The organism is Micromonospora sp. NPDC002575, from assembly GCF_042889525.1.
GTDB lineage: Bacteria > Actinomycetota > Actinomycetes > Mycobacteriales > Micromonosporaceae > Micromonospora > Micromonospora carbonacea.
Window position 1 is genome coordinate 314406 of the sequence record NZ_JBIARA010000004.1, and the last position, 19185, is coordinate 333590.

The 19185-nt window shown below is 74.5% G+C and carries 15 protein-coding genes and 1 pseudogene; 9 read left to right on the top strand and 7 right to left on the bottom strand.

Features of this window, described 5'->3' with window-relative positions:
* Positions 1 to 313: 313 nt before the first annotated feature.
* On the bottom strand, positions 314 to 1792 hold the full coding sequence (locus tag ACFYWL_RS09195) for a C40 family peptidase (RefSeq protein ID WP_386969504.1): 1479 nt from the start codon (positions 1790 to 1792) through the stop codon (positions 314 to 316).
* 240 nt (positions 1793 to 2032) lie between these two features.
* Here ACFYWL_RS09195 and mqnE point away from each other — a divergent pair, with 240 nt between their 5' ends.
* From mqnE to ACFYWL_RS09210, 3 genes are all read left to right on the top strand, one after another.
* Positions 2033 to 3202 (top strand): aminofutalosine synthase MqnE, encoded by a 1170-nt coding sequence (gene mqnE, locus ACFYWL_RS09200; RefSeq protein WP_386969507.1) that lies wholly within the window; start codon positions 2033 to 2035, stop codon positions 3200 to 3202.
* 203 nt (positions 3203 to 3405) lie between these two features.
* Entirely contained in the window at positions 3406 to 3840 is a 435-nt protein-coding gene (locus tag ACFYWL_RS09205) for a hypothetical protein (RefSeq protein ID WP_386969510.1), read from the top strand.
* A 40-nt stretch (positions 3841 to 3880) separates the two neighbouring features.
* The gene (locus ACFYWL_RS09210) at positions 3881 to 4147 is read left to right on the top strand and encodes a DUF4229 domain-containing protein (protein ID WP_386969513.1); all 267 of its coding nucleotides are present in this window, start codon (positions 3881 to 3883) and stop codon (positions 4145 to 4147) included.
* Positions 4148 to 4345: 198 nt separating this feature from the next.
* Here the strand turns inward: ACFYWL_RS09210 and ACFYWL_RS09215 are convergent, their stop codons facing one another.
* Positions 4346 to 5686, bottom strand: coding sequence for a C39 family peptidase (locus ACFYWL_RS09215; RefSeq protein WP_386969516.1), 1341 nt, complete (start codon positions 5684 to 5686; stop codon positions 4346 to 4348).
* Between the two features lie 217 nt (positions 5687 to 5903).
* Between ACFYWL_RS09215 and ACFYWL_RS09220 the strand changes: the two are divergent.
* From ACFYWL_RS09220 to ACFYWL_RS09235, 4 genes and pseudogenes are all read left to right on the top strand, one after another.
* Positions 5904 to 7217: pseudogene (locus ACFYWL_RS09220) on the top strand (M14 family metallopeptidase); the annotation flags it as partial.
* A 372-nt stretch (positions 7218 to 7589) separates the two neighbouring features.
* Entirely contained in the window at positions 7590 to 8528 is a 939-nt protein-coding gene (locus tag ACFYWL_RS09225; RefSeq protein ID WP_386969519.1) for an ABC transporter substrate-binding protein, read from the top strand.
* Between the two features lie 62 nt (positions 8529 to 8590).
* Positions 8591 to 9673: a FecCD family ABC transporter permease gene (locus tag ACFYWL_RS09230; RefSeq protein WP_386969522.1), complete on the top strand. Its 1083-nt coding sequence runs from the start codon at positions 8591 to 8593 to the stop codon at positions 9671 to 9673.
* The gene (locus ACFYWL_RS09235) at positions 9670 to 10500 is read left to right on the top strand and encodes an ABC transporter ATP-binding protein (RefSeq protein ID WP_386969525.1); all 831 of its coding nucleotides are present in this window, start codon (positions 9670 to 9672) and stop codon (positions 10498 to 10500) included. Before ACFYWL_RS09230 ends, ACFYWL_RS09235 begins: the two co-directional genes overlap by 4 nt.
* Before the next feature lie 59 nt (positions 10501 to 10559).
* On the opposite strand, the gene ACFYWL_RS09240 is transcribed toward ACFYWL_RS09235, so the two are convergent.
* From ACFYWL_RS09240 to ACFYWL_RS09260, 5 genes are all read right to left on the bottom strand, one after another.
* A complete protein-coding gene (locus ACFYWL_RS09240) occupies positions 10560 to 11342 on the bottom strand; it encodes a VOC family protein (protein WP_386969527.1) in 783 nt (260 codons plus the stop codon).
* A 269-nt stretch (positions 11343 to 11611) separates the two neighbouring features.
* Complete coding sequence (locus tag ACFYWL_RS09245) at positions 11612 to 12349, bottom strand: ABC transporter permease (RefSeq protein ID WP_386969530.1); 738 nt, start codon at positions 12347 to 12349, stop codon at positions 11612 to 11614.
* On the bottom strand, positions 12346 to 13284 hold the full coding sequence (locus ACFYWL_RS09250; protein ID WP_386969533.1) for an ABC transporter ATP-binding protein: 939 nt from the start codon (positions 13282 to 13284) through the stop codon (positions 12346 to 12348). The genes ACFYWL_RS09245 and ACFYWL_RS09250 overlap by 4 nt, the downstream gene beginning before the upstream one ends.
* Positions 13285 to 13296: 12 nt before the next feature.
* Positions 13297 to 14703, bottom strand: coding sequence for a serine hydrolase domain-containing protein (locus ACFYWL_RS09255; protein WP_386969535.1), 1407 nt, complete (start codon positions 14701 to 14703; stop codon positions 13297 to 13299).
* 130 nt (positions 14704 to 14833) lie between these two features.
* Positions 14834 to 16843, bottom strand: a complete 2010-nt coding sequence (locus ACFYWL_RS09260) for a HelD family protein (RefSeq protein WP_386969538.1) — start codon at positions 16841 to 16843, stop codon at positions 14834 to 14836.
* A gap of 346 nt (positions 16844 to 17189) precedes the next feature.
* Between ACFYWL_RS09260 and ACFYWL_RS09265 the strand changes: the two genes are divergently transcribed.
* Together ACFYWL_RS09265 and ACFYWL_RS09270 are read left to right on the top strand one after the other, a co-directional pair.
* Complete coding sequence (locus ACFYWL_RS09265; RefSeq protein ID WP_386969541.1) at positions 17190 to 17771, top strand: ArsR/SmtB family transcription factor; 582 nt, start codon at positions 17190 to 17192, stop codon at positions 17769 to 17771.
* 53 nt (positions 17772 to 17824) lie between these two features.
* Complete coding sequence (locus ACFYWL_RS09270; protein ID WP_386969544.1) at positions 17825 to 19183, top strand: MFS transporter; 1359 nt, start codon at positions 17825 to 17827, stop codon at positions 19181 to 19183.
* Positions 19184 to 19185 lie beyond the last annotated feature (2 nt).

Consider the following 19185-nt stretch of genomic DNA (forward strand, 5'->3'; position numbering starts at 1 on the left):
TGACGCTCACCCGGGCCCGTGCCGTCGCGGCGGGCACCGCCGCCCGCCCGGCCGACCCGGGCTGCGGCCCGTTGGCCGGCGCGACGCCGACCGGGGTGCGTGTGGAGCCGGCCGGGTCACCGCCGGGGGCGGGTGGGGACCCGGGGTCAGGCCGGGATCCGGGGTCGGCCGTTCCCGCCGGAACCTCTTGCTCGCCCATGGTCGTCCTCCGTGCCCACGCTCGCCTCCGGGCCCGAGGCGTCGGGCCGGAAGTGTATGGGTGTCACGGTGCCACATTCCCGCCCGCCAGCACAGCCGGAGTGGACGGACGGGCTCAGCCGGCCACGCTCGTCGAGGCGTCCGGCGAGGCGCTGTCACTCGGCGCCAGGCTGCTTGCCTGGGTGGTCGGCGCCGGTGACGGGGACGGGGTGTCCGACGGGCTCGGCGAGGGCGTCGGCGTCGGCGACGGGCTCGCCGTCGTCGGCTTCGGCGACGGCGTCGTGGGCTTCGGCGACGGGGTGGTCGGCTTCGGCGTCGGGGACTTTGTCGGCTTGGGGGTGCTGGTGGGCTTCGGCGTGGTCGGGGCCGGCGTGGGGGTGGGGGCGGGCACCGCGCCGACCACCCGGGTGGCGGCGTAGAGCCGGGACCAGCCCACCGTGCTGATCTTCACCGTCTGGCCCGTGGTGGGCGACTGCACCATCTTGCCGTTGCCGATGTACATCGCGACGTGGTGGATCGTCGTCCAGCTGCTGCCGGAGGCGAAGAAGAGCAGGTCGCCGGGGAGCAGGGCGCTGCGGCTCACCGTGCGGCTGCGGGTCGCGTAGTACTGGTCGCGGGAGACCCGGGGCAACTGGTAGTAGCCGGCCGACCGGTAGGCGGCCCACATCAGCCCGGAGCAGTCGAAGGCGTCCGGCCCCTCGGCGGCCCAGACGTACGGGTCACCGAGCTGGGCGAGCGCGTAGCGGACGGCGGCCAGCGCGGTCGGGCTCGCGGTGAGGCCGTTGCTGCTCTGCCCGTCGACGTAGCCCGCGCCGAGCTGCTGCTCAAGCGCCTCCTGCTGGCGCTCCAGCTCGATGATCTGCGCGGCGTTGTCCTTGCGCAGCTTGAGCAGCTTCTTCTCCTGCTCGTGGAGCGACTTCTCCACGGCGGCGTACTGGTCCCGTACCGAACGCACCCGGGTGTCGGCCGCGAGCCACGCCTGGTAGGCGAGCTGCTCGGCGGCGCGGGCGCGGGTCAGCTCGCCGGCGGCGGCGGTCGTCGCCCCCTCCGCCTCCTCGCCCCGGGTGATCTGCTGGAGCATGTTGAGCCCGTGCAGGTCCTCGGCGAACTCGCCGGGCGGCAGCGCGGCGGCGGCCTTGAGCGCGCCGGCCGCGGCGGCGTCGGCGCCCTCCTGGGCGCGGGCCAGGGCGTCGCGGGCCGCCTTCAGGTCCCGGTCGGCGGCGGCGAGCTGGGCCTCCGCCTCGGTGCGGGTCTGGCGCAGCCCGAGCAGTTGGTCGCCGAGGAGGCCCACCTGGGCCTCGGCTGCCGCGATGGCGGCGGCGAGCGGGCCGGTGCCGAGCGGCGTCACCGGCGCGCCGGCACCGGGGAGGGCCGGGCCGTTCAGGCCGGGCACCGGGAGCCCTCCGACGGCGACGGGGCGGGAACCGGTGTCGGGCACGACGTTGGGCAGCGGCGGTTCGGCGTACGCGGGGGTGGCGAGCGCGGCCGTGGCCACGGCGCTGAGCAGGGCGGACCACAGCATCGGCCGGAGCACCGGCGAGAACAGGGGCGCCCTCCGTCGCTGCCGTCGCTGTCGTCGCGTGCTCTGCACCATTCCGCTCCCCGTCCGGCGTGGCTGGGCGCCGCGCTCGGGTGGCGCGGCGGCGGGGACGGCCCCGATTGTGGCGCGCCCCACCCTGTCTTACCGCACCCGGACAGGGATGTCGATGGCGTAACAGGTTACGAGCGGCTGAGAGTCCGGTGAGGTACGTCGCTGGGGTCGACCGCACCGGCGGTGGGTCGACGACCCGACGTAGGCTCGACGGGACCGCTGGTGGAAGGGACGTGGCTTTCGATGGACGCCGGACTCAAGCGCGAGCTCGAAGCGAAGGTGTACGCGGGCGAACGGTTGACCCGTTCCGACGGGATCGCCCTCTACGACAGCGACGACCTGACCTGGCTGGGTCGCCTGGCGCACCACCGGCGCACGGAGCTCAACGGCGACCGGGTGATGTTCAACGTCAACCGGCACCTCAACCTGACCAACGTGTGCAGCGCCTCCTGCGCGTACTGCTCGTTCCAGCGCAAGCCGGGCGAGAAGGACGCGTACACGATGCGCATCGACGAGGCGGTCCGCAAGGCCAAGGAGATGGAGGACGAGCAGCTCACCGAGCTGCACATCGTCAACGGCCTGCACCCGACGCTGCCCTGGCGCTACTACCCGAAGGTGCTGCGCGAGCTGAAGGCGGCGCTGCCGAAGGTCAACCTGAAGGCGTTCACCGCGACCGAGGTGCAGTGGTTCGAGAAGATCAGCGGCCTGAGCGCCGACGAGATCCTCGACGAGCTGATGGATGCCGGCCTGGAGTCGCTGACCGGCGGTGGCGCGGAGATCTTCGACTGGGAGGTCCGCCAGCACATCGTCGACCACGCCTGCCACTGGGAGGACTGGTCGCGGATCCACCGGCTGGCGCACTCAAAGGGCATGAAGACCCCGTCGACGATGCTCTACGGCCACATCGAGGAGCCCCGGCACCGGGTCGACCACGTGCTGCGGTTGCGCGAGTTGCAGGACGAGACGGGCGGCTTCCAGGTCTTCATCCCCCTGCGCTACCAGCACGACTTCGTCGACTCGGCGGACGGCAAGGTGCGCAACCGGATCCAGGCGCGCACCACGATGGCGTCGCCGGCCGAGTCGCTGAAGACGTTCGCGGTGTCCCGGCTGCTGTTCGACAACGTCCCGCACGTGAAGTGCTTCTGGGTGATGCACGGCCTGTCGGTGGCCCAGCTCTCGCTGAACTTCGGCGTGGACGACCTGGACGGGTCCGTCGTGGAATACAAGATCACCCACGACGCCGACTCGTACGGCACCCCGAACACGATGCACCGGGAAGACCTGCTGCACCTGATCTGGGACGCGGGCTTCCGCCCGGTCGAGCGCAACACCCGCTACGAGATCGTCCGCGAGTACGACGCGCCCCCGTCGCTGGCGGAGCGCCGGTCCGAGCCGCAGCAGGTGTGGGCCTGATCGTGGGGGCGCTGGTGGCGCTCGGCCTGCTGGCCGGCGGCGTCGGCGGGCGCTCGACGACGAGCTGACCGCCGCCACCGGCCCTGCCGGGCGTCACCGGCTGAGGACCACCGCCGGGCGTCACCGGCTGGGAACCACCGCCGGGCACCGGCTGAACCACCGCCCGTCCGGCGTCGCCGCCGCTCACGTACCCTCGTAGCGTCATGAGCGAGCCGAGTGAGCAGGGTCAGGGCGGGTTCCCCCGGCGGGACGCCGACGGACGGATCGTCGCCCTCGGCGATCTGCTGGGCATCAGTTTCGCCGGTCTGGTGATCGGCCTGCTCGCGTTGCTGCTGTTCGACTGGGGCTTCGCGACGGTCGGCGCGGGCGACTTCGGCCGCGCCAACGGCTGGCTGGCGATCATCCTGCCGGCCTGGCTCTACTGGGAGGACTTCCGGGCCTGGGAGTTCGGCGCGGCCCGCGTGGTGGCCGCGCTGGTGGCGGCCGGGCTGGCCGTGGTCGGCGGCCTGGTGGTGGCGGGGCTGGCCGACGGGCTGCCGCCGCTGCTGGGCGGCGGGCTCGGCGCGGCGGCCTTCACCCTCGTGTACGCGGTGGTCTGGTTTCCCGGGGTCCACTGGCTGGCCCGCAGGACGGGCTGAAACCCCCGCCCGGCGGGGCCGGCGGAGAACGGAGTGCGACGTGAGCGCGGCGGTCAAGTACACGCTGGGCCGGATCGGGCTGTTCGTGGTGGTCGTCGCGGCGCTCTGGCCGGTCGACCTGAACATCTTCCTCAAGCTCATGCTGGCGTTGGCGTTCTCCGCCGCGCTCTCGTTCTTCCTGCTGCGGGGCTGGCGGGACGAGATGGCCGGGGAGATGGCCGGGGCCGCCGAACGCCGCCGGGCCGAGAAGGAGCGGCTGCGCTCCGCCCTGGCCGGCGACGACGACCACCCCACCCCCACCCCCTAACCCCCGCCCATCCCCACCCCGTCCCGCCCCCTCCCCCCTGCTCCCCTCCCCTCCCCACCCCCACCCACCCCGGTGATCAAGAGAAAAGCGTCAAAGTTGATCTCGACGATGACGCAAATCTCTTGATCACCGGGCCGAGCCTGGCCGGGCCGGGCCGAGCCTGGCCGGGCCGGGTGGGGCCGGGTGGGGTGGGTGGGGTTACCAGTTGGTGGAGCCTTGGACGGTTGGCCAGGGCTTGTTTGTCGGCTTGATCAGGTACGCGATGCCGCCCGAGCCGCTGGCCACCTTCCCGTCGGCGCGGTAGCGCTTGGTGCGCAGCCAGATCTGCTCGAACTGCTCCCGCTGGTAGACGTTGCGCACCTCGGCGTTCGACGACGACGCCGGGTCGTTGACGATCACGTCGCCGTCGGGGGTGAAGCCGACGACCACGAAGAGGTGCCCGGAGGTGCCATAGTTCGACCCGTCCAGCTCGGTGTCGAGGAAGGACTGCGAGGTGATCACCGGGATGCCGGCGGCGATGAAGCGTTCCAGCTCGTCGAGGGAGTGCAGCCGGGTCACCCGGGCGTCGATGCCGGGGAAGCTCGCGGCGTACGCGGTGTTGAACGGCCAGTTGCCCGCGCCCTCGTACTCGTAGTCCCAGGTCATCCGGGCGGCGTGGGCGACCTGCGGGTCGGTGTAGCCGGGGGTGACCCAGGCCAGGTCCTCGGCCGACGGGCCCCGGCCGTAGTACTCCAGCACCATCGTGGTCGACGTGGGGCTGCACCAGACCTGCCCGCCGCCGCCCCACTCGGGGTAGTTGCCCTTGTGGATCATCTGGGAGCGGGCGGGGACGGGCAGCTCCTTGCCCCAGGCGATCCCGCCCCGGCTCGGGGTGACGGTGAACCGGTCCGGCACGTTCGAGCTCATCGCGCCGAGCATCCGGACCCGGGGCGAGGCCGTCTGGCCGGGCTTGCGGTAGAGGCTGAGCCGCAACTGGTACGACCGCAGCAGCACCCCGGCGTCGGCGTCGTCGACGGCGAACGTGTCCGTCCACACGCTCGACCACGGGTCGCCCTGACCGTCGAGGGTGGCCCGCTTGACGTCGGCGTCGCCGGAGGCCCAGCGGCCCATGACGTACCAGGGGGTCCGGTCGCCGGTGTTGTACGTGCCCTGGAGCTCGACCTGCAGCCAGGTGCCCGCCGGGGTGTCGGCGTTCCACGAGGCGACCAGCTCGGTGGCGTCGAAGCCGATCCGGGTTTCCGGCGAGGTCCAGGTGGCGTACTCCCAGGTGCTGGTGGTGCCGGCGTGCTCGTCGGTGAACTCGGTCGTCCCGGCGGGCCGGCCGATGGTGATCCCGGCGCGGTGGCCGGGGACCGCCCGGGTGCCCCGGTGGGCGCCGGTACGCCAGTCGGGGTGGCGGGACCACTCCTGGAAGGTGATCTGCTCGTCGTGCTCGACGGGCGGGTGGTGGCCGCCGGCGTGGGCGGGGACGGCCGGGCCGGCGAGGGCGAGCGCGGCGACGCCGGTGAGCGCGAGCGCGCGTAGGGCAGTGCTGGCCATGGGAGCTCCGCGGGGTGAGGCGGGTCGGGGCATGCTTGCCGGTCACTATCCCGCTCGGCGAGAAGTTTCGCCAGACCTGGTTCGGAGGAAAGTCGTTGCCGGCGTGAGGATGCGATCGGGATGGATCACATAGTGAAAGATATTGATCTGACCATGTGACAGGTGGTGAAGTGTTGACCACGAGACGGGATCTCCCCGTACCCCCAGGAGGTTGTCCATGGCCTTCCGCACCTCGACCCGCCTGCGTCGCGCACTGGTGCTCGCCACCGCCGCCGGCCTGGGCCTCACCGTCGCCACCGGGCCGGTCTCCGCGCGCCCCGCCCCGGAGCCCGCCGCCGAGCCGGTCGCCGCCGAGTACGACGTGCTCGGCGTGCGCACCCTGGCCGCCCGCAACGCCATCGCCCGCACGGGCGCCGCCGTCGACGCCGCCGAGCACGGCATCCTGCACGTCACGGCGACCGACGCCGAGGCGGCGGCGATCAGGCGGCTCGGCTACCAGGTGGAGAAGCAGGCCGCCCCCGTCCACTCCGACGGCATCGGCACGACCGGCTTCCCGTCGGCCGACTCGAACTACCACGACTACGCGGAGCTGACCGCCGTGGTGAACAAGGTGGTCGCCGACCACCCGACCATCGCCCGCAAGATCAGCATCGGCAGGTCGTACGAGGGCCGCGACCTGATGGCCGTGAAGATCTCCGACAACGTGGCCACCGACGAGGCCGAGCCGGAGATCCTGTTCAACTCGCAGCAGCACGCCCGCGAGCACCTGACCGTCGAGATGGCGATCTACCTGCTCGACCTGTTCACCGACAGCTACGGCAGCGACTCCCGGATCACCAGCATCGTCAACAGCCGGGAGATCTGGATCGTCCCCACCGTCAACCCCGACGGCAGCGAGTACGACATCGCCACCGGCTCGTACCGGTCCTGGCGCAAGAACCGCCAGCCCAACAGCGGCGCGGCCGCGGTCGGCACCGACCTGAACCGCAACTGGGGCTACAACTGGGGCTGCTGCGGCGGGTCGTCCGGCGTGCCGTCGTCGTCGACCTACCGGGGCCCGTCCGCCTTCTCCTCTCCCGAGATCAAGGCGCTGCGTGACTTCGTCAACAGCCGGGTCGTCGGCGGGGTCCAGCAGATCAAGGCCAACATCGACTGGCACACGTACTCGCAGCTCGTGCTCTGGCCCTTCGGCTACACGACGGCGAACACCACCACCGGCATGACGGCGGACCAGTACAACACCTTCGCCACCCTCGGCCAGCGGATGGCGGCCACCAACGGCTACACCCCCGAGCAGTCCAGCGACCTCTACATCACCGACGGCGACAGCCTCGACTGGATGTGGGCGACGCACGGCATCTTTGCGTACACCTTCGAGATGTACCCCGGCTCCTCCGGCGCCGGCGGCGGCTTCTACCCGCCCGACGAGGTCATCCCGGCCCAGACCTCGCGCAACAAGGAGGCGGTCCTGCTGCTCTCCGAGTACGCCGACTGCCCCTACCGGGTGATCAACAAGCAGGCGCAGTACTGCTCCTGACCGCCCGTGGTGCGGGGCCCCGGACGGGGCCCCGCACCCGTGTCGGCGTCGCCACTCTCGGCGATAGTCCCTAGATCAACGAGGTGCCGCCGGGGCGTGCGCTACGGTGGCACCGACCAAACCGCAGCGAAGCCGGTGCGAATCCGGCGCTGTCCCGCAACTGTGATGCCCCACCCGCGGCGTCCGGCCCCCGGCCGCCGCCGACCAGGCGTCGGCCCGCCGGCCGACGCCGACGTGTGTGAGGCGAGCCAGGTCGCCTGCGGCGCGGTCGCGACACGCGCCTTCGAGGAAGGGCGCCTCGCGGACGGGCACCCCACCAGGCTCCTGTCGGCGAAGCACCACGCTCCTCGACCGACAGGAGGACCAGTGTTCCGACGTACCCCCCGGCTCTTCGCCGCGACCCTCGCGGTGGCCGCGCTCGCGCTCGGCGCGTGCGCCGAGAAGAGCTCCGACGACGCCCCCGCCGCCGGTGGCGCCTCGGCCGCCGCCGCCTTCCCCGCCACCGTCGGCAAGCTCACGCTCGACAAGCGGCCCGAGAAGATCGTCTCGCTCTCGCCGACCGCGACCGAGATGCTCTTCGCCATCGGCGCCGGCAAGCAGGTCACCGCCGTCGACGACCAGTCCAACTACCCGCCGGACGCGCCGAAGAGCGACCTGTCCGGCTTCCAGCCCAACGCCGAGGCGATCGCCGGCAAGAGCCCCGACCTGGTGGTGCTCGCCAACGACACCAACAAGATCGTCGAACAGCTCACCACGCTGAAGATCCCGGTGCTGCTCACCCCGGCGGCGACCACCCTGGAGGACTCCTACCGGCAGCTCGCCGACCTCGGCACGCTGACCGGCCACGCAGCAGAGGCCGCCGACGTCGTCACCCGGATGAGGGACGACATCGCCAAGCTCACCAAGGACCTGCCGCAGCGGTCGGCGAAGCTGACCTACTACCACGAGCTGGGCCCGGAGCTGTACAGCGCGACCAGCAAGACGTTCATCGGCTCGATCTACGCCCTCGCCGGGCTGGAGAACATCGCCGACGCCTCCGATGCCGACGGCAAGAACGGGGGGTACCCGCAGCTCTCCCAGGAGATCATCGTCAAGGCGAACCCCGACTTCGTCTTCCTGGCCGACACCAAGTGCTGCAAGCAGAGCCCGGAGACGGTCAAGGCGCGCAGCGGCTGGGCCGGCGTCACCGCCGTCAAGAACAACCAGGTCGTCGCGCTCGACGACGACATCGCCTCGCGCTGGGGCCCGCGGGTCGTCGACCTGCTCCGGGCCGTCGTCGACGCCGTCGCCAAGGTGCCGGCGTGACCCACGGCGCGCTCTCCCCGGCGCGCGGCTCGCGTGAGGGGCGTTAAGAAGGGGCCCCTGCTATGCAGAAAGCGTTAACAGGGGGCCCCTCCTTCGCGCAGCGGCCGGCCGGGCTGCGGCCCGGCTGGCTCGCCGCGGGGGTGGCCGCCGTGCTTCTCGCGCTCGTCGCCGGGGTGTCGCTCGGCCCGGTCAGCCTGCCCCCCGGCAGCGTCGCCGCCGAACTGCTCAACCTGCTGCCCGGGGTACGCCTCGACAGCGGGCTGAGCGAACGCGAGATCGCCATCGTCACCGAGCTGCGGCTGCCCCGGGTCGTGCTCGGGCTGCTCGTCGGCGGCCTGCTCGCCCTGGCCGGCGGCTGCTACCAGGGCGTGTTCCGCAATCCGCTGGCCGACCCGTACCTGCTCGGGGTGGCGGCCGGGGCCGGGCTCGCGGTCACCGCCGTGATCTCCCTCGGGGCCGGAGCGGGCGGCGCGCTGACCGGGCTCCCGCTCACCATCCCCCTCGCCGCGTTCGTCGGCTCGCTCGGCGCGGTCGCCATGACGTACGTGCTCGGGGTGGCCGGCGGGCGGGGGCGCTCCACGGCCACGCTGATCCTGGCCGGGGTGGCCGTCTCCGCGTTCCTCTCCGCCGGGCAGACGTACCTGCTCCAGCGCAACTCCGACAGCATCCAGCAGGTCTACTCGTGGCTGCTCGGCCGGCTGGCCACCGCCGGCTGGCACGACGTCCGGCTGGTCCTGCCGTACTTCCTGCTCACCACCGTCGTGGTGCTGCTGCACCGGCGCGAGCTGGACGTCCTCTCCGTCGGCGACGACGAGGCCAGCGGCCTCGGCCTGCACCCGCAGCGCTCCCGCTACCTGCTGATCGCCGCCGCCTCGCTCGGCACCGCCGCCGCCGTCTCCGCGTCCGGGCTGATCGGCTTCGTCGGGATCATCGTCCCGCACACCGTGCGGCTGCTCGCCGGGTCCAGCTACCGGGTGATCCTGCCGCTGTCCCTGCTGTTCGGCGGGGCGTTCCTGGCGCTGACCGACGTGGTCGCCCGGACCGCCGCTGCGCCCGCCGAGGTGCCCATCGGGGTGGTGACCGCGTTGCTCGGCGGCCCGTTCTTCGTCCTGGTGCTGCGCACCGCCCGCCGGGTGCTGACGTGAGCACCCCGCCTGCCGGTGGCCCGCCGCCGGGTGCCGGCGCGCCCGCCGTCGAGGTGCGGGACCTGCGGGTCAGCCTGGACGGCACGCCGATCCTGGCCGGCGTCGACCTGACCGTCGAGCGGGGCGAGTGGGTCACCGTGATCGGTCCGAACGGCGCCGGCAAGTCGACCCTGCTGCGCGCGCTCGGCGGCCTGCTGCCCGCGCCGGGCGCGATCCGCCTCTTCGGTACGCCGAGCGAGGCGCTGCGCCGCCGCGACCGGGCCCGGGTGGTGGCCACCGTCGCGCAGTCCCCGGTCGTCCCGGCCGGCATGACCGTCTTCGACTACGTGCTGCTCGGCCGAACCCCGTACGTCCCGCCGCTGGGCCGGGAGTCGGCCGCCGACCTGGCCGCCGTGCGGGACGTGCTGGAGCGCCTCGACCTCGCCGGCTTCGGCCGCCGCGAGCTGGCCACCCTCTCCGGCGGCGAGCGGCAGCGGGTCTTCCTGGCCCGGGCGCTGGCGCAGGGGGCGACCCTGCTGCTGCTCGACGAGCCGACCAGCGCCCTCGACATCGGTCACCAGCAGGAGGTGCTCGAACTGGTCGACCAGCTCCGCCGCGAGCACGGCCTCACCGTCCTCGCCACCATGCACGACCTCTCCCTGGCCGGCGAGTACGCCGACCGGATGGTCCTGCTCGCGGCGGGCCGGGTCGCCGCCGCCGGCCCGCCGCGCGACGTGCTCACCGAGGACCTGCTGGCGAGGCACTACCGCGCCTCGGTCCGCGTCCTGCCCGGCGAACACGGCCCCCTGGTGGTCCCGGTCCGGGTGCAAGGAAGGGCCCCCTGTTAACGCTTTCTGTATAGGAAGGGTCCCCTGCAAACAGCCGCCAACCGCCAACCGCTGGCTGCTCAGCCGCGCGTGGGCCGGGCGATGACGGAGAACAGCGCACCCTGGGGGTCACGCAGCGCGGCGAGGCGGCCCTGCGGGGTGTCGTGGGGCGGCACCAGGACGGATCCGCCCAGCTCGGCGGCCCGGGCCGCGGTGGCGTCGGCGTCGGCCACGGCGAAGTACACGGTCCAGTACGCCGGCAGGTCGGCCGGGAAGTCGTCGGCCAGCGGCGGCATCATCCCGCCGACGATCCGCTCGCCGCACCGCCAGCCAATGTAGGGGCCGTCACCGATCTGCGGCCCCGCCGGCTGTTCCTCCGGGTGCCAGCCGAAGACCAGCTCGTAGAAGACCTTCGCGCCTTCCGGATCGGGGGTGACCAGCTCGTTCCAGCTCATCGCGCCGGGGGCGTCGAACAGCTCCGCCCCGGGGTGGGCCATCGGCTGCCAGACGCTGAACACCGCGCCGGCCGGGTCGGCGAAGACCGCCATCCGCCCCTGGTCGAACACGTCGAACGGGGCGACCAGCACCTGCCCGCCGGCCGCCTCGACCCGGGTCGTCACGAGGTCCGCGTGGTCGGTCGCCACGTACGTCGACCAGATCGGCACCTGGTCCGGCGCGGCCGGCGGACCGGCCCCGGCCACCGCGCGCCCGTCGAGCAGGAACGTGGTGTAGCCGGCGGCCTCCGGCTGCGGGGCGGTCCGGGTGGTCCAGCCGAACAGCTCCGGGTAGAAGCGCCGGGCGTCCGCGAGGCCCGGGGTGGCCAGGTCGGCCCAGCACGGCGTTCCCGGCGGGACGCTGCTCACGCTGACCCCTCCCTCCGCAGGTGGCGGCCCGGCGGGACGCCCTGCCCGCATCCTGGCACCGCCGCCCGGCGGAACGGGCGGGAACGGGACGAATCACCCCCGGCCGGGCGGCGGTCGCCGGCCCCGACCCGCACCCGACGGGCGGTCGCCGGCCCCGGCCCGCGCCCGACGGGCGGTCGCCGGCCCCGGCCCGCGCCCGACGGGCGGTCGCCGGCCCCGGCCCGCGCCCGACGGGCGGTCGCCGGCCCGCGCCCCACGAGCGCGGGCCGTCAGCGGAAGCGGCGGCCCTCGTCGCGCCGGTACGCCCAACCGGCGAGCGCCGCCAGCGCCACCACCCAGACGCCGAGCATCGCCACCGCCACCGGCGCGGGACGCCAGTCGCCGACCGCCGCCCACATCAACTCGACCGCGCCCCGTGTCGGCAGGTACGGCGCGATCGCCCTGACGAACGCGGGCGCGGCGTCCGGGGCGGAGAGCAGGCCGCCGCCGAACGCCAGCGGGAAGAAGACGATCTGCGCCACCACGATCGCCGCCTTGCTCGGCAGCGCGTACCCGATGGCGAGCCCCATCAGCGTGAACGGCACCGAGATCAGCCCGACCACGGCGACGGCCAGGCCGAACGCGCCAGGGCTGATCCGGGCGTCGGTGAACAGCCCCGCGATCACCACCACCGGGAGCAGGGAGAGGAAGGTCAGCGCCAGGCCCGCGAGCACCCGTCCGGCGAAGGCGGGCGCCGCCCCGGCCGGCAGGGTCCGGGTGTACGGGTTCCAGGGCTGGTCGCGGTCCTCGGCCACGCCCACGCCGTACTGGAAGATGTTGGCGCTCATCACCGCGAACGTGACCATCGCGGCGGTGGCGTAGGTGGCGCCCGTCGGGTCGTCCCCGGCGAACGGGACCACGAAGAAGAGCATCGCCACGGCCGGGAAGAAGGCGCTGCCGAAGACCGCCACCGGGATGCGGATCGTCTGCAACAGCTGGTAGCGGGCGTGCACGAGGGCGAGTCTCAACGAGATCGGTCTCCTTGCGCGGCGGCCGGGGTGGCGGCGCCCTGCCCGCCCGGGGTGGCGCTGCCCTGCCTGCCGGGGGAGGTGATGGCCAGGAACGCCTCCTCCAGCGAGGTGGGGCGCACCTCCAGGTCGCGGAAGGACACCCCGCCGGTCACCAGCTCCCGGACGAGCCGGTCGGCGTCGGTGGTGAGCAGATCGGTGCGGTCGTCGACCCGCTCGACCCGGACCACGCCCGGCAGCGCGGGCAGCTCGGCCGCGACCAGGCTGACCCGGCGTACGCCGACCACCGAGCGGACCGCCGCCATCGTGTCGTCGGCCAGCACCCGGCCCTGCCCGATCACCACCACCCGCTGCGCCAGCGCCTCCACCTCCTCCAGGTAGTGGCTGCTCAGCAACACGGTGCCGCCGTCGGCGTGAAAGCCGCGGATCGCCTCCCACAGCGTGTGCCGGGCCTCGACGTCCAGCCCGGTGGTCGGCTCGTCGAGGAGCACCAGCCGGGGCCGGCCGACGAAGGCGAGCGCCACGGCCAGCCGCCGTCGCTGGCCGCCGGAGAGCCCGCCGGTCTGCCGGCGTGCCTGATCGGCGAGGCCGAACCGGTCGAGCAGCTCGCCCCGGGGGACCGGGTCCGGGTAGTGCGCGGCGACGAAGTCGACCACCTCGCCGACCCGCAGGGTGGCCGGCAGGCCGGTCTCCTGCGGGGTGACCCCGACCTGCAGGCGGTGGGCGGGGTCGCGCGGGTCGCCGCCGAACAGCTCGACCCGGCCGGCGGTGGGCCGGCGCAGCCCGACGAGCAGGTTGAGCAGGGTGCTCTTGCCGGCGCCGTTCGGCCCGGGCAGGCCGACCAGCTCACCCGCGCGCACGTCGAGGTCGACCCGGTCGAGGGCGAGCACGTCGCCGTACCGGCGGGTGGCCTGGTCGGCGCGGGCGAGGATCATGAACGCTCCTTCTCAGCGGGCGGCCGGGCCAGCGCCGGAGCGGGCCGGGACCAGTGCCGGAGCGGGCCGGACCAGCGCCGGGCCGCCCGGCGACGGGGTCGCCGGGAGTTTCCCGGTCGCGCCCCGGGACCGCGCGGCGGCCGGGCTGGACAGGGCGGCGGCCGGGTCGGACAGGGCGGCGGCCGGGCTGGACAGGGCGGCGGCCGGGCCGGACAGGGCGGTGACCAGGAACGCGCCGGTGGCGGCCCCGATCGGGTCCGGCTGGCCGGGCACCTGGTAGTGGGTGACGTTCGTGCCGAGCGTCACCTGGCGGGAGCCGTCGGGGGCGTGCAGCGAGATCGTGGCGTGCCCGAAGACCACCCCGTCGTGCCCCCAGAACCGCCCGCCGGGCAGCGCCAGCCACAGCAGGCCGAGGCCGTAGCCGCCGGCCTCCGGCTGCGCCGGGTCCAGCGGCACGGTCGCCCGCATCCGGGCCAGCTCGGCCGGCCGCAGCAGCCGCCCCCCGAGCAGGGCGCGGAAGAACCGGTTGAGGTCGGCCGCCGTGGAGACCAGCGCGCCGGCCGTCCACGCCCACGACGTGTTCGTCACGCTGAAGTCGCGGAGCTGGCCGTCGTACCAGGGCAGGTACGCCTCGCTGTGCGGCCCGGCGATGCGGGTCCGCCGCCCCGGGAAGTACGTCTGGCGCAGCCCCAGCGGCCGGATGACCCGCCGGTGCACCTCGTCGGCCGCGCTGCGGCCGGTCACCCGCTCCACGACCAGGCCGGCCAGGATGTAGTTGGTGTTCGAGTACGCGAACCCCGCCCCCGGCGCCCCGGTGCGGGGCTCGCCGAGCCCGATCCGGACGAGCTGGTCCGGGGTGAACGTGGTGAACCGGAGCCGCTCGACGTCGTATCCGCTGGTGAACAGCACGGTGTCGTAGTCGCCGATGCCGCTGGTGTGGTTGAGCAGCATCTCCACGGTGACCCCGGGCACGGCGTACTGCGGGAGGTAGCGGCCGAGCGGGGCGTCCAGCGCCACCCACCCCTCGCCGGCCAGGCGCAGCAGCGTGGCGGCGACGAACGTCTTCGTGATGCTGCCGACCCGGTGCTGGAAGCCGGCCCGCATCGGCCGGCCGGTGTCCAGGTCGGCGACGCCGCTCGCGCCGCGCCACCGGTCCCGGCCGTCGCGGGCCTCGGCGAACGCCCCCACCATGCCGACGTCGGTGATCGCGCCGATCCCGGCGTCGAGCGCGTCCGCCGGCAGCCGCCCCGCCGCCGCTCCCGGCCGCGCGGGCGCTCCCGGCCCGGCGGCGGTGCCCGGTCCGCCGGGCGAGGCCGCCCCGGTGGGTGCGGCCGTCGCCGGCGCGGCGGCCAGCAGGGGCGTGGCCGCCAGCGCGGTGCCGGCCCCGGCGAGCAGGAGATCGCGGCGCGACAGGTGCATGCTGCCTCCCAAGTGGACGAGGTGCACCCATCATCACCGATCGCCACAACCCCCACCGATGGTGAACCGGCGGGTAAGCGGGTAAGAAGGGGACCCTTCTCGACCGTATGCGTTAACAGGGGGCCCTTCCTTACAGCGGGGCCGGGAGCGGGGCGGTGTGCAGCACGGTCAGCCGGGAGACCGCCCGGGTCAGCACCACGTACAGCCGGTGCAGCCCGCGCGGCTCGGCCGCCACGATCGCCGCCGGCTCCACGGTCACCACATGGTCGTACTCCAGGCCCTTGACCAGCGTCGCCGGGACCACCGTGACCCGCGCCGAGGCCGCCACGTCGTCGGCGGTCGCGGTGTCGATCCCCGCGTCGGCCAGCGCCGCCCGCAGCCCGCCGACCGCGTCGTCGGCGGCGATCACCCCGACCGAGCCGTCGTGGGCCAGCGCCGCCCGCACCTCGGCCACCGTCGCCGCCACCAGGTCATCCACGGTACGCACGTCCAGCGCGCCGTCGCGGCGCAGCGACTCGGCCGGGGGCACGTCCACCGCGAGCGCCGGCAGCAGCCGGTTGGCGAAGGCCACCACGGCGGCGGGCACCCGGAAGCCGACGCTCAGCGGCACCACCGTCGCGTCCGGCTTGCCCAGGTGGGCCAGGGACTCCCGCCAGTCGCGGGCGGCCCACGGGGCGGTGCCCTGCGCCAGGTCGCCGAGCAGCGTGATCGACCCGTGCTCGCTGCGGCGGGCGATGGCCCGGCACTGCATCGGGGAGAGGTCCTGCGCCTCGTCGACCACCACGTGCCCGAAGCCGGCGGGGCGCTCCAGCAGCCCGGCGGCCTCGTCGACGAGCACCGCGTCGGCGGCCGTCCACTTCGTCGCCTTCGGGGTGCGCGGCGGCTTCGCCCAGGTCAGCAGCGCCTGCTCGGCCTCGGTGAGCACGCCGTCGGCGGCTGCGGCGAGCGCCGCCGGGTCGGCGAGCAGCCCGTGCACCAGCCCCTCCGGGGTGAGCGCCGGCCAGGTCGCGTCCAGGAAGTCGGCGACGGGGCGGCACCTGCCCATCCGGCGCAGCCAGGCGTCGCCGGGCGACTCGGCGCGGCGGGCCTCGGCCTGGCGTTGCAGCAGGCCCACCACCCGGGCCCGGACCCGTTCCCGGCCGGTGGCGTACGGCAGCCCCTCCCGGCGGGTCTCCTCGACCACCCGGTGCAGCGGATCGAGGCCGATCCGCCAGCGGAACGACCCGTCGGAGACCATGATCGGCTCGGTCGGTGCGGCGATGCGGGCTTCGACGGCCCGGCGCAGCACCTCGGCCATCCGCGCGTCGTGCTTGAGCGCCGCCACGGCCGGGTCCTCGACCGCCCGCACCGGCACCCGGGCGATCAGGTCCTCCACGGTCGCCTGCTCGACCTCGACCTCGCCGAGGGCCGGCAGCACCGCCGCGATGTAGGACAGGAACGCCCGGTTCGGCCCCACGATCAGCACCCCGGACCGGCGCAGCCGCTCCCGGTGCAGATAGAGCAGGTACGCCGCCCGGTGCAGCCCGACGGCCGTCTTCCCGGTGCCGGGCGCGCCCTGCACGCAGATCGAGGCGGCCAGGTCGGCGCGGACCAGCTCGTCCTGCTCCGGCTGGATGGTGGCGACGATGTCGCGCATCGGGCCGACGCGGGGGCGCTCGATCTCGGCGGTCAGGATGCGGCTGGCGGTGCCCAGCTCCTCGCCCCGGTCCAGGTGCTCGTCCTCGAAGCTGGTCAGCGCCCCGGCGCTGAAGCCGAACCGGCGGCGCACGGTCACGCCCTGCGGGTCGCGGGCGCTGGCCCGGTAGAACGACCGGGAGATCGGGGCCCGCCAGTCGAGCACCATGGGCTCGCCGAGATCGTCGGTGACGTGCCGGCGGCCGACGTGGTGCTCCTCGTCGCCGAACGTGAGCCGCCCGAAGAACAGCGGGGTGTCGGGCTGGTCGGCCAGCTCGGCGACGCGGCGGGACAGGGTGCGCCCCAGGGTCTCCGCCGTGTACGCGTCGCCGGCGACGTTGTGGCCGGTGGCGAAGAGGGCCTCGGTGCGTTCGCGCATGCGGGCCAGCGCGGCCCGGGACGCGTCCAGGTGGGCGCGTTCGGCGGCCAGCTCGGTGTCCAGGGACATGGGGGCGTGCGGGGTCATCCGACCTACTCCTCGGCGCGGGGGACAACACTGCCGCTCGCGTTTCCGGCAACGGAGGCCGGCGCGGGGACGTCCGCTGCGGTGCTCAACACCGCGGCCGTCGGGCGGAGCCAAACACTCTACCCCACCCCCACCCCCACCCCCACCCCCCACCCCCCACCCCCCACCCCGCAGCGTCGCCGCCCCCACCCGCGTCCCCCCGTCCACCCCGGTGATCAAGAGAAAAGTGTCAGAGTCGATCTCGGCGATGACGCAAACCTCTTGATCACCCGAGCTGTGCCGCGGCCGTCGGTGCGTGGCGGCGGGGGCGATGGCAGACGCGGGTGGCGGGCGGGATCATGGGGGCATGAGCGAGGCACCGCCCGAGCGGCAGCGGGTGACGATCAGCGATCCGCAGGTGATGCGGGCCCTGGCCCACCCGGCGCGGCTCGCGATCATGGAACATCTCGCCTCGATCGAGTCCGGGGCCACCGCCACCGAGTGCGCGGAGATCGCCGGCCTGTCGCCGAGCGCGACCAGCTACCACCTGCGCGCGCTGGCGAAGTTCGGGCTGGTCGAGCAGGCCCCGAGCCGGGGGGACGCCCGGGAGCGGGTGTGGCGGGCGTTCAGCCCGTCGTACAACGTGGAGGCGGGGCAGGCGGCCGGCTCCGAGGCGCGGGCCGCCGAGCTGGCCCTCGTGGAGGCGCACCTCGCCCGGGACGCGCAGCGCACCCGGGACTGGTTCCGCCGGGGGCCCGAGGAGCCGCCGGAGTGGTACCGCGCCGGCTGCTTCAGCGACAGCGTGCTGCTGCTCACCGCCGAGGAGTCGCTGGCGCTCAACGAGGCGATCCAGGACCTGATGGCGCCGTACCGGCGTCGGGTGCGCACCGACCCGCCGGCCGGGGCCCGCCCCGTCGCCGTGCAGTACCGGTCGGTGCCGGTGGACTGAACGGGCGGCGACGGGGATTGCCCGGACCGGGTGTGAAGGATTATTTTCGAAGTATGTCCTTCACACCTGGTCGGTCGCGTTGGCCCGACGTCTGGCTCGCCACCGCCGCCCGGGGCATCTCCAGCTGCGGCGACTTCCTGGCCGCGAGCACCCTCACCCTCGCCCTCCAGTCCGCCGGGGCCGGCGGGCCGGCCGTGGCGGGGCTGCTGGTCGCCGCCAGCCTGCCGCTCGTCGCCCTCGCCCCGCTGACCGGCCGCCTCGCCGACCGGGTGGACTCCCGCACCCTGCTCGTCGCGGCCGGCGTGGTGCAGGCGGCGATCTGCCTCGCCCTCGCGTACGCCGGACACCCGGCCCTGGTGATCGGCCTGGTGGCGCTGCTGGCCGCCGGGCTCGCGGTCACCCAGCCGGTGCTCGCCGCCCTCGTCCCGGCGATGGTCACGCCCGCGGACCTGCCCCGGGCCAGCGCGCTGAACCAGACGGCCGGCACCCTCGGAGCGCTGGCCGGCCCGGCGCTGGCCGGGCTGCTGGTCGGGCAGTTCGGCTCCCGCGTGCCGCTGCTGCTCGACGCCGCCAGCTACCTCGCCCTGGTGGCCGCCGGCCTGCTGATCCGCACCCGCCGGGGCGGCGCCCGTGCGGTCGCCGACCCCCGCCCGACCCCCGAGGGCATGCGCCCGACGCCCGGCGGGCCGGCCGGCGACGGGCGCCCGACCCTCGGGGGCCCGGCCCGGGGCTGGCGGCTGCGCCAGGACCGGCTGCTGTTCGCCATGGTGGCCTCGCTCGCCGGGGTCGTCGGCGCGGTCGGGGCGATCAACGTGATCGAGGTGTTCTTCATCCGGGAGACGCTGGGCAGCTCCACCACCGTCTACGGGCTGGTCACGGGGGCCTGGCCGCTGGGCATCGTGGCCGGGGCATGGGCGCTCACGCCGCTGGCCCGCCGGCTCACCGACGACGGTCGGCTCCTCGGCGTGGGGCTGCTCCTGCTCGGCGGGTGCTGCCTCGCGGTGCTGGGCTCCGCCGCGGTGCCGTCCGCCTGGTTGCTGGTGCCGATCTGGCTGCTCGGCGGCCTGCTCAACGGCGGCGACAACGTCGTCTGCACCGTGCTGCTCGCCCGCCGGGTGCCCGAGGCGGCGCGCGGCCGGGCGTACGCCATCTTCGGCGCGGCCGTGCAGGGCGCGGGCATGGTCGGCCTCGCGGCCGGCGGACTGCTGCTCGACCTGGCCGACCCCCGGCCGCTGGTGGCGGCGTGCGGCACCGTGGGGGTGCTCGCGGTGGCCGCGTTCGCCGTGCCGGTCGTCCGGGCGGCCCGCGCCGAACGCCGCGCCGAACGCGCGGTCGCCCCGGGTTCTGCCGCGACCGTCGACGGAGCGGGGCAGCGGGGCGAGACGGCTCGCGCGGTGGGGTCTACGCCGTGAGC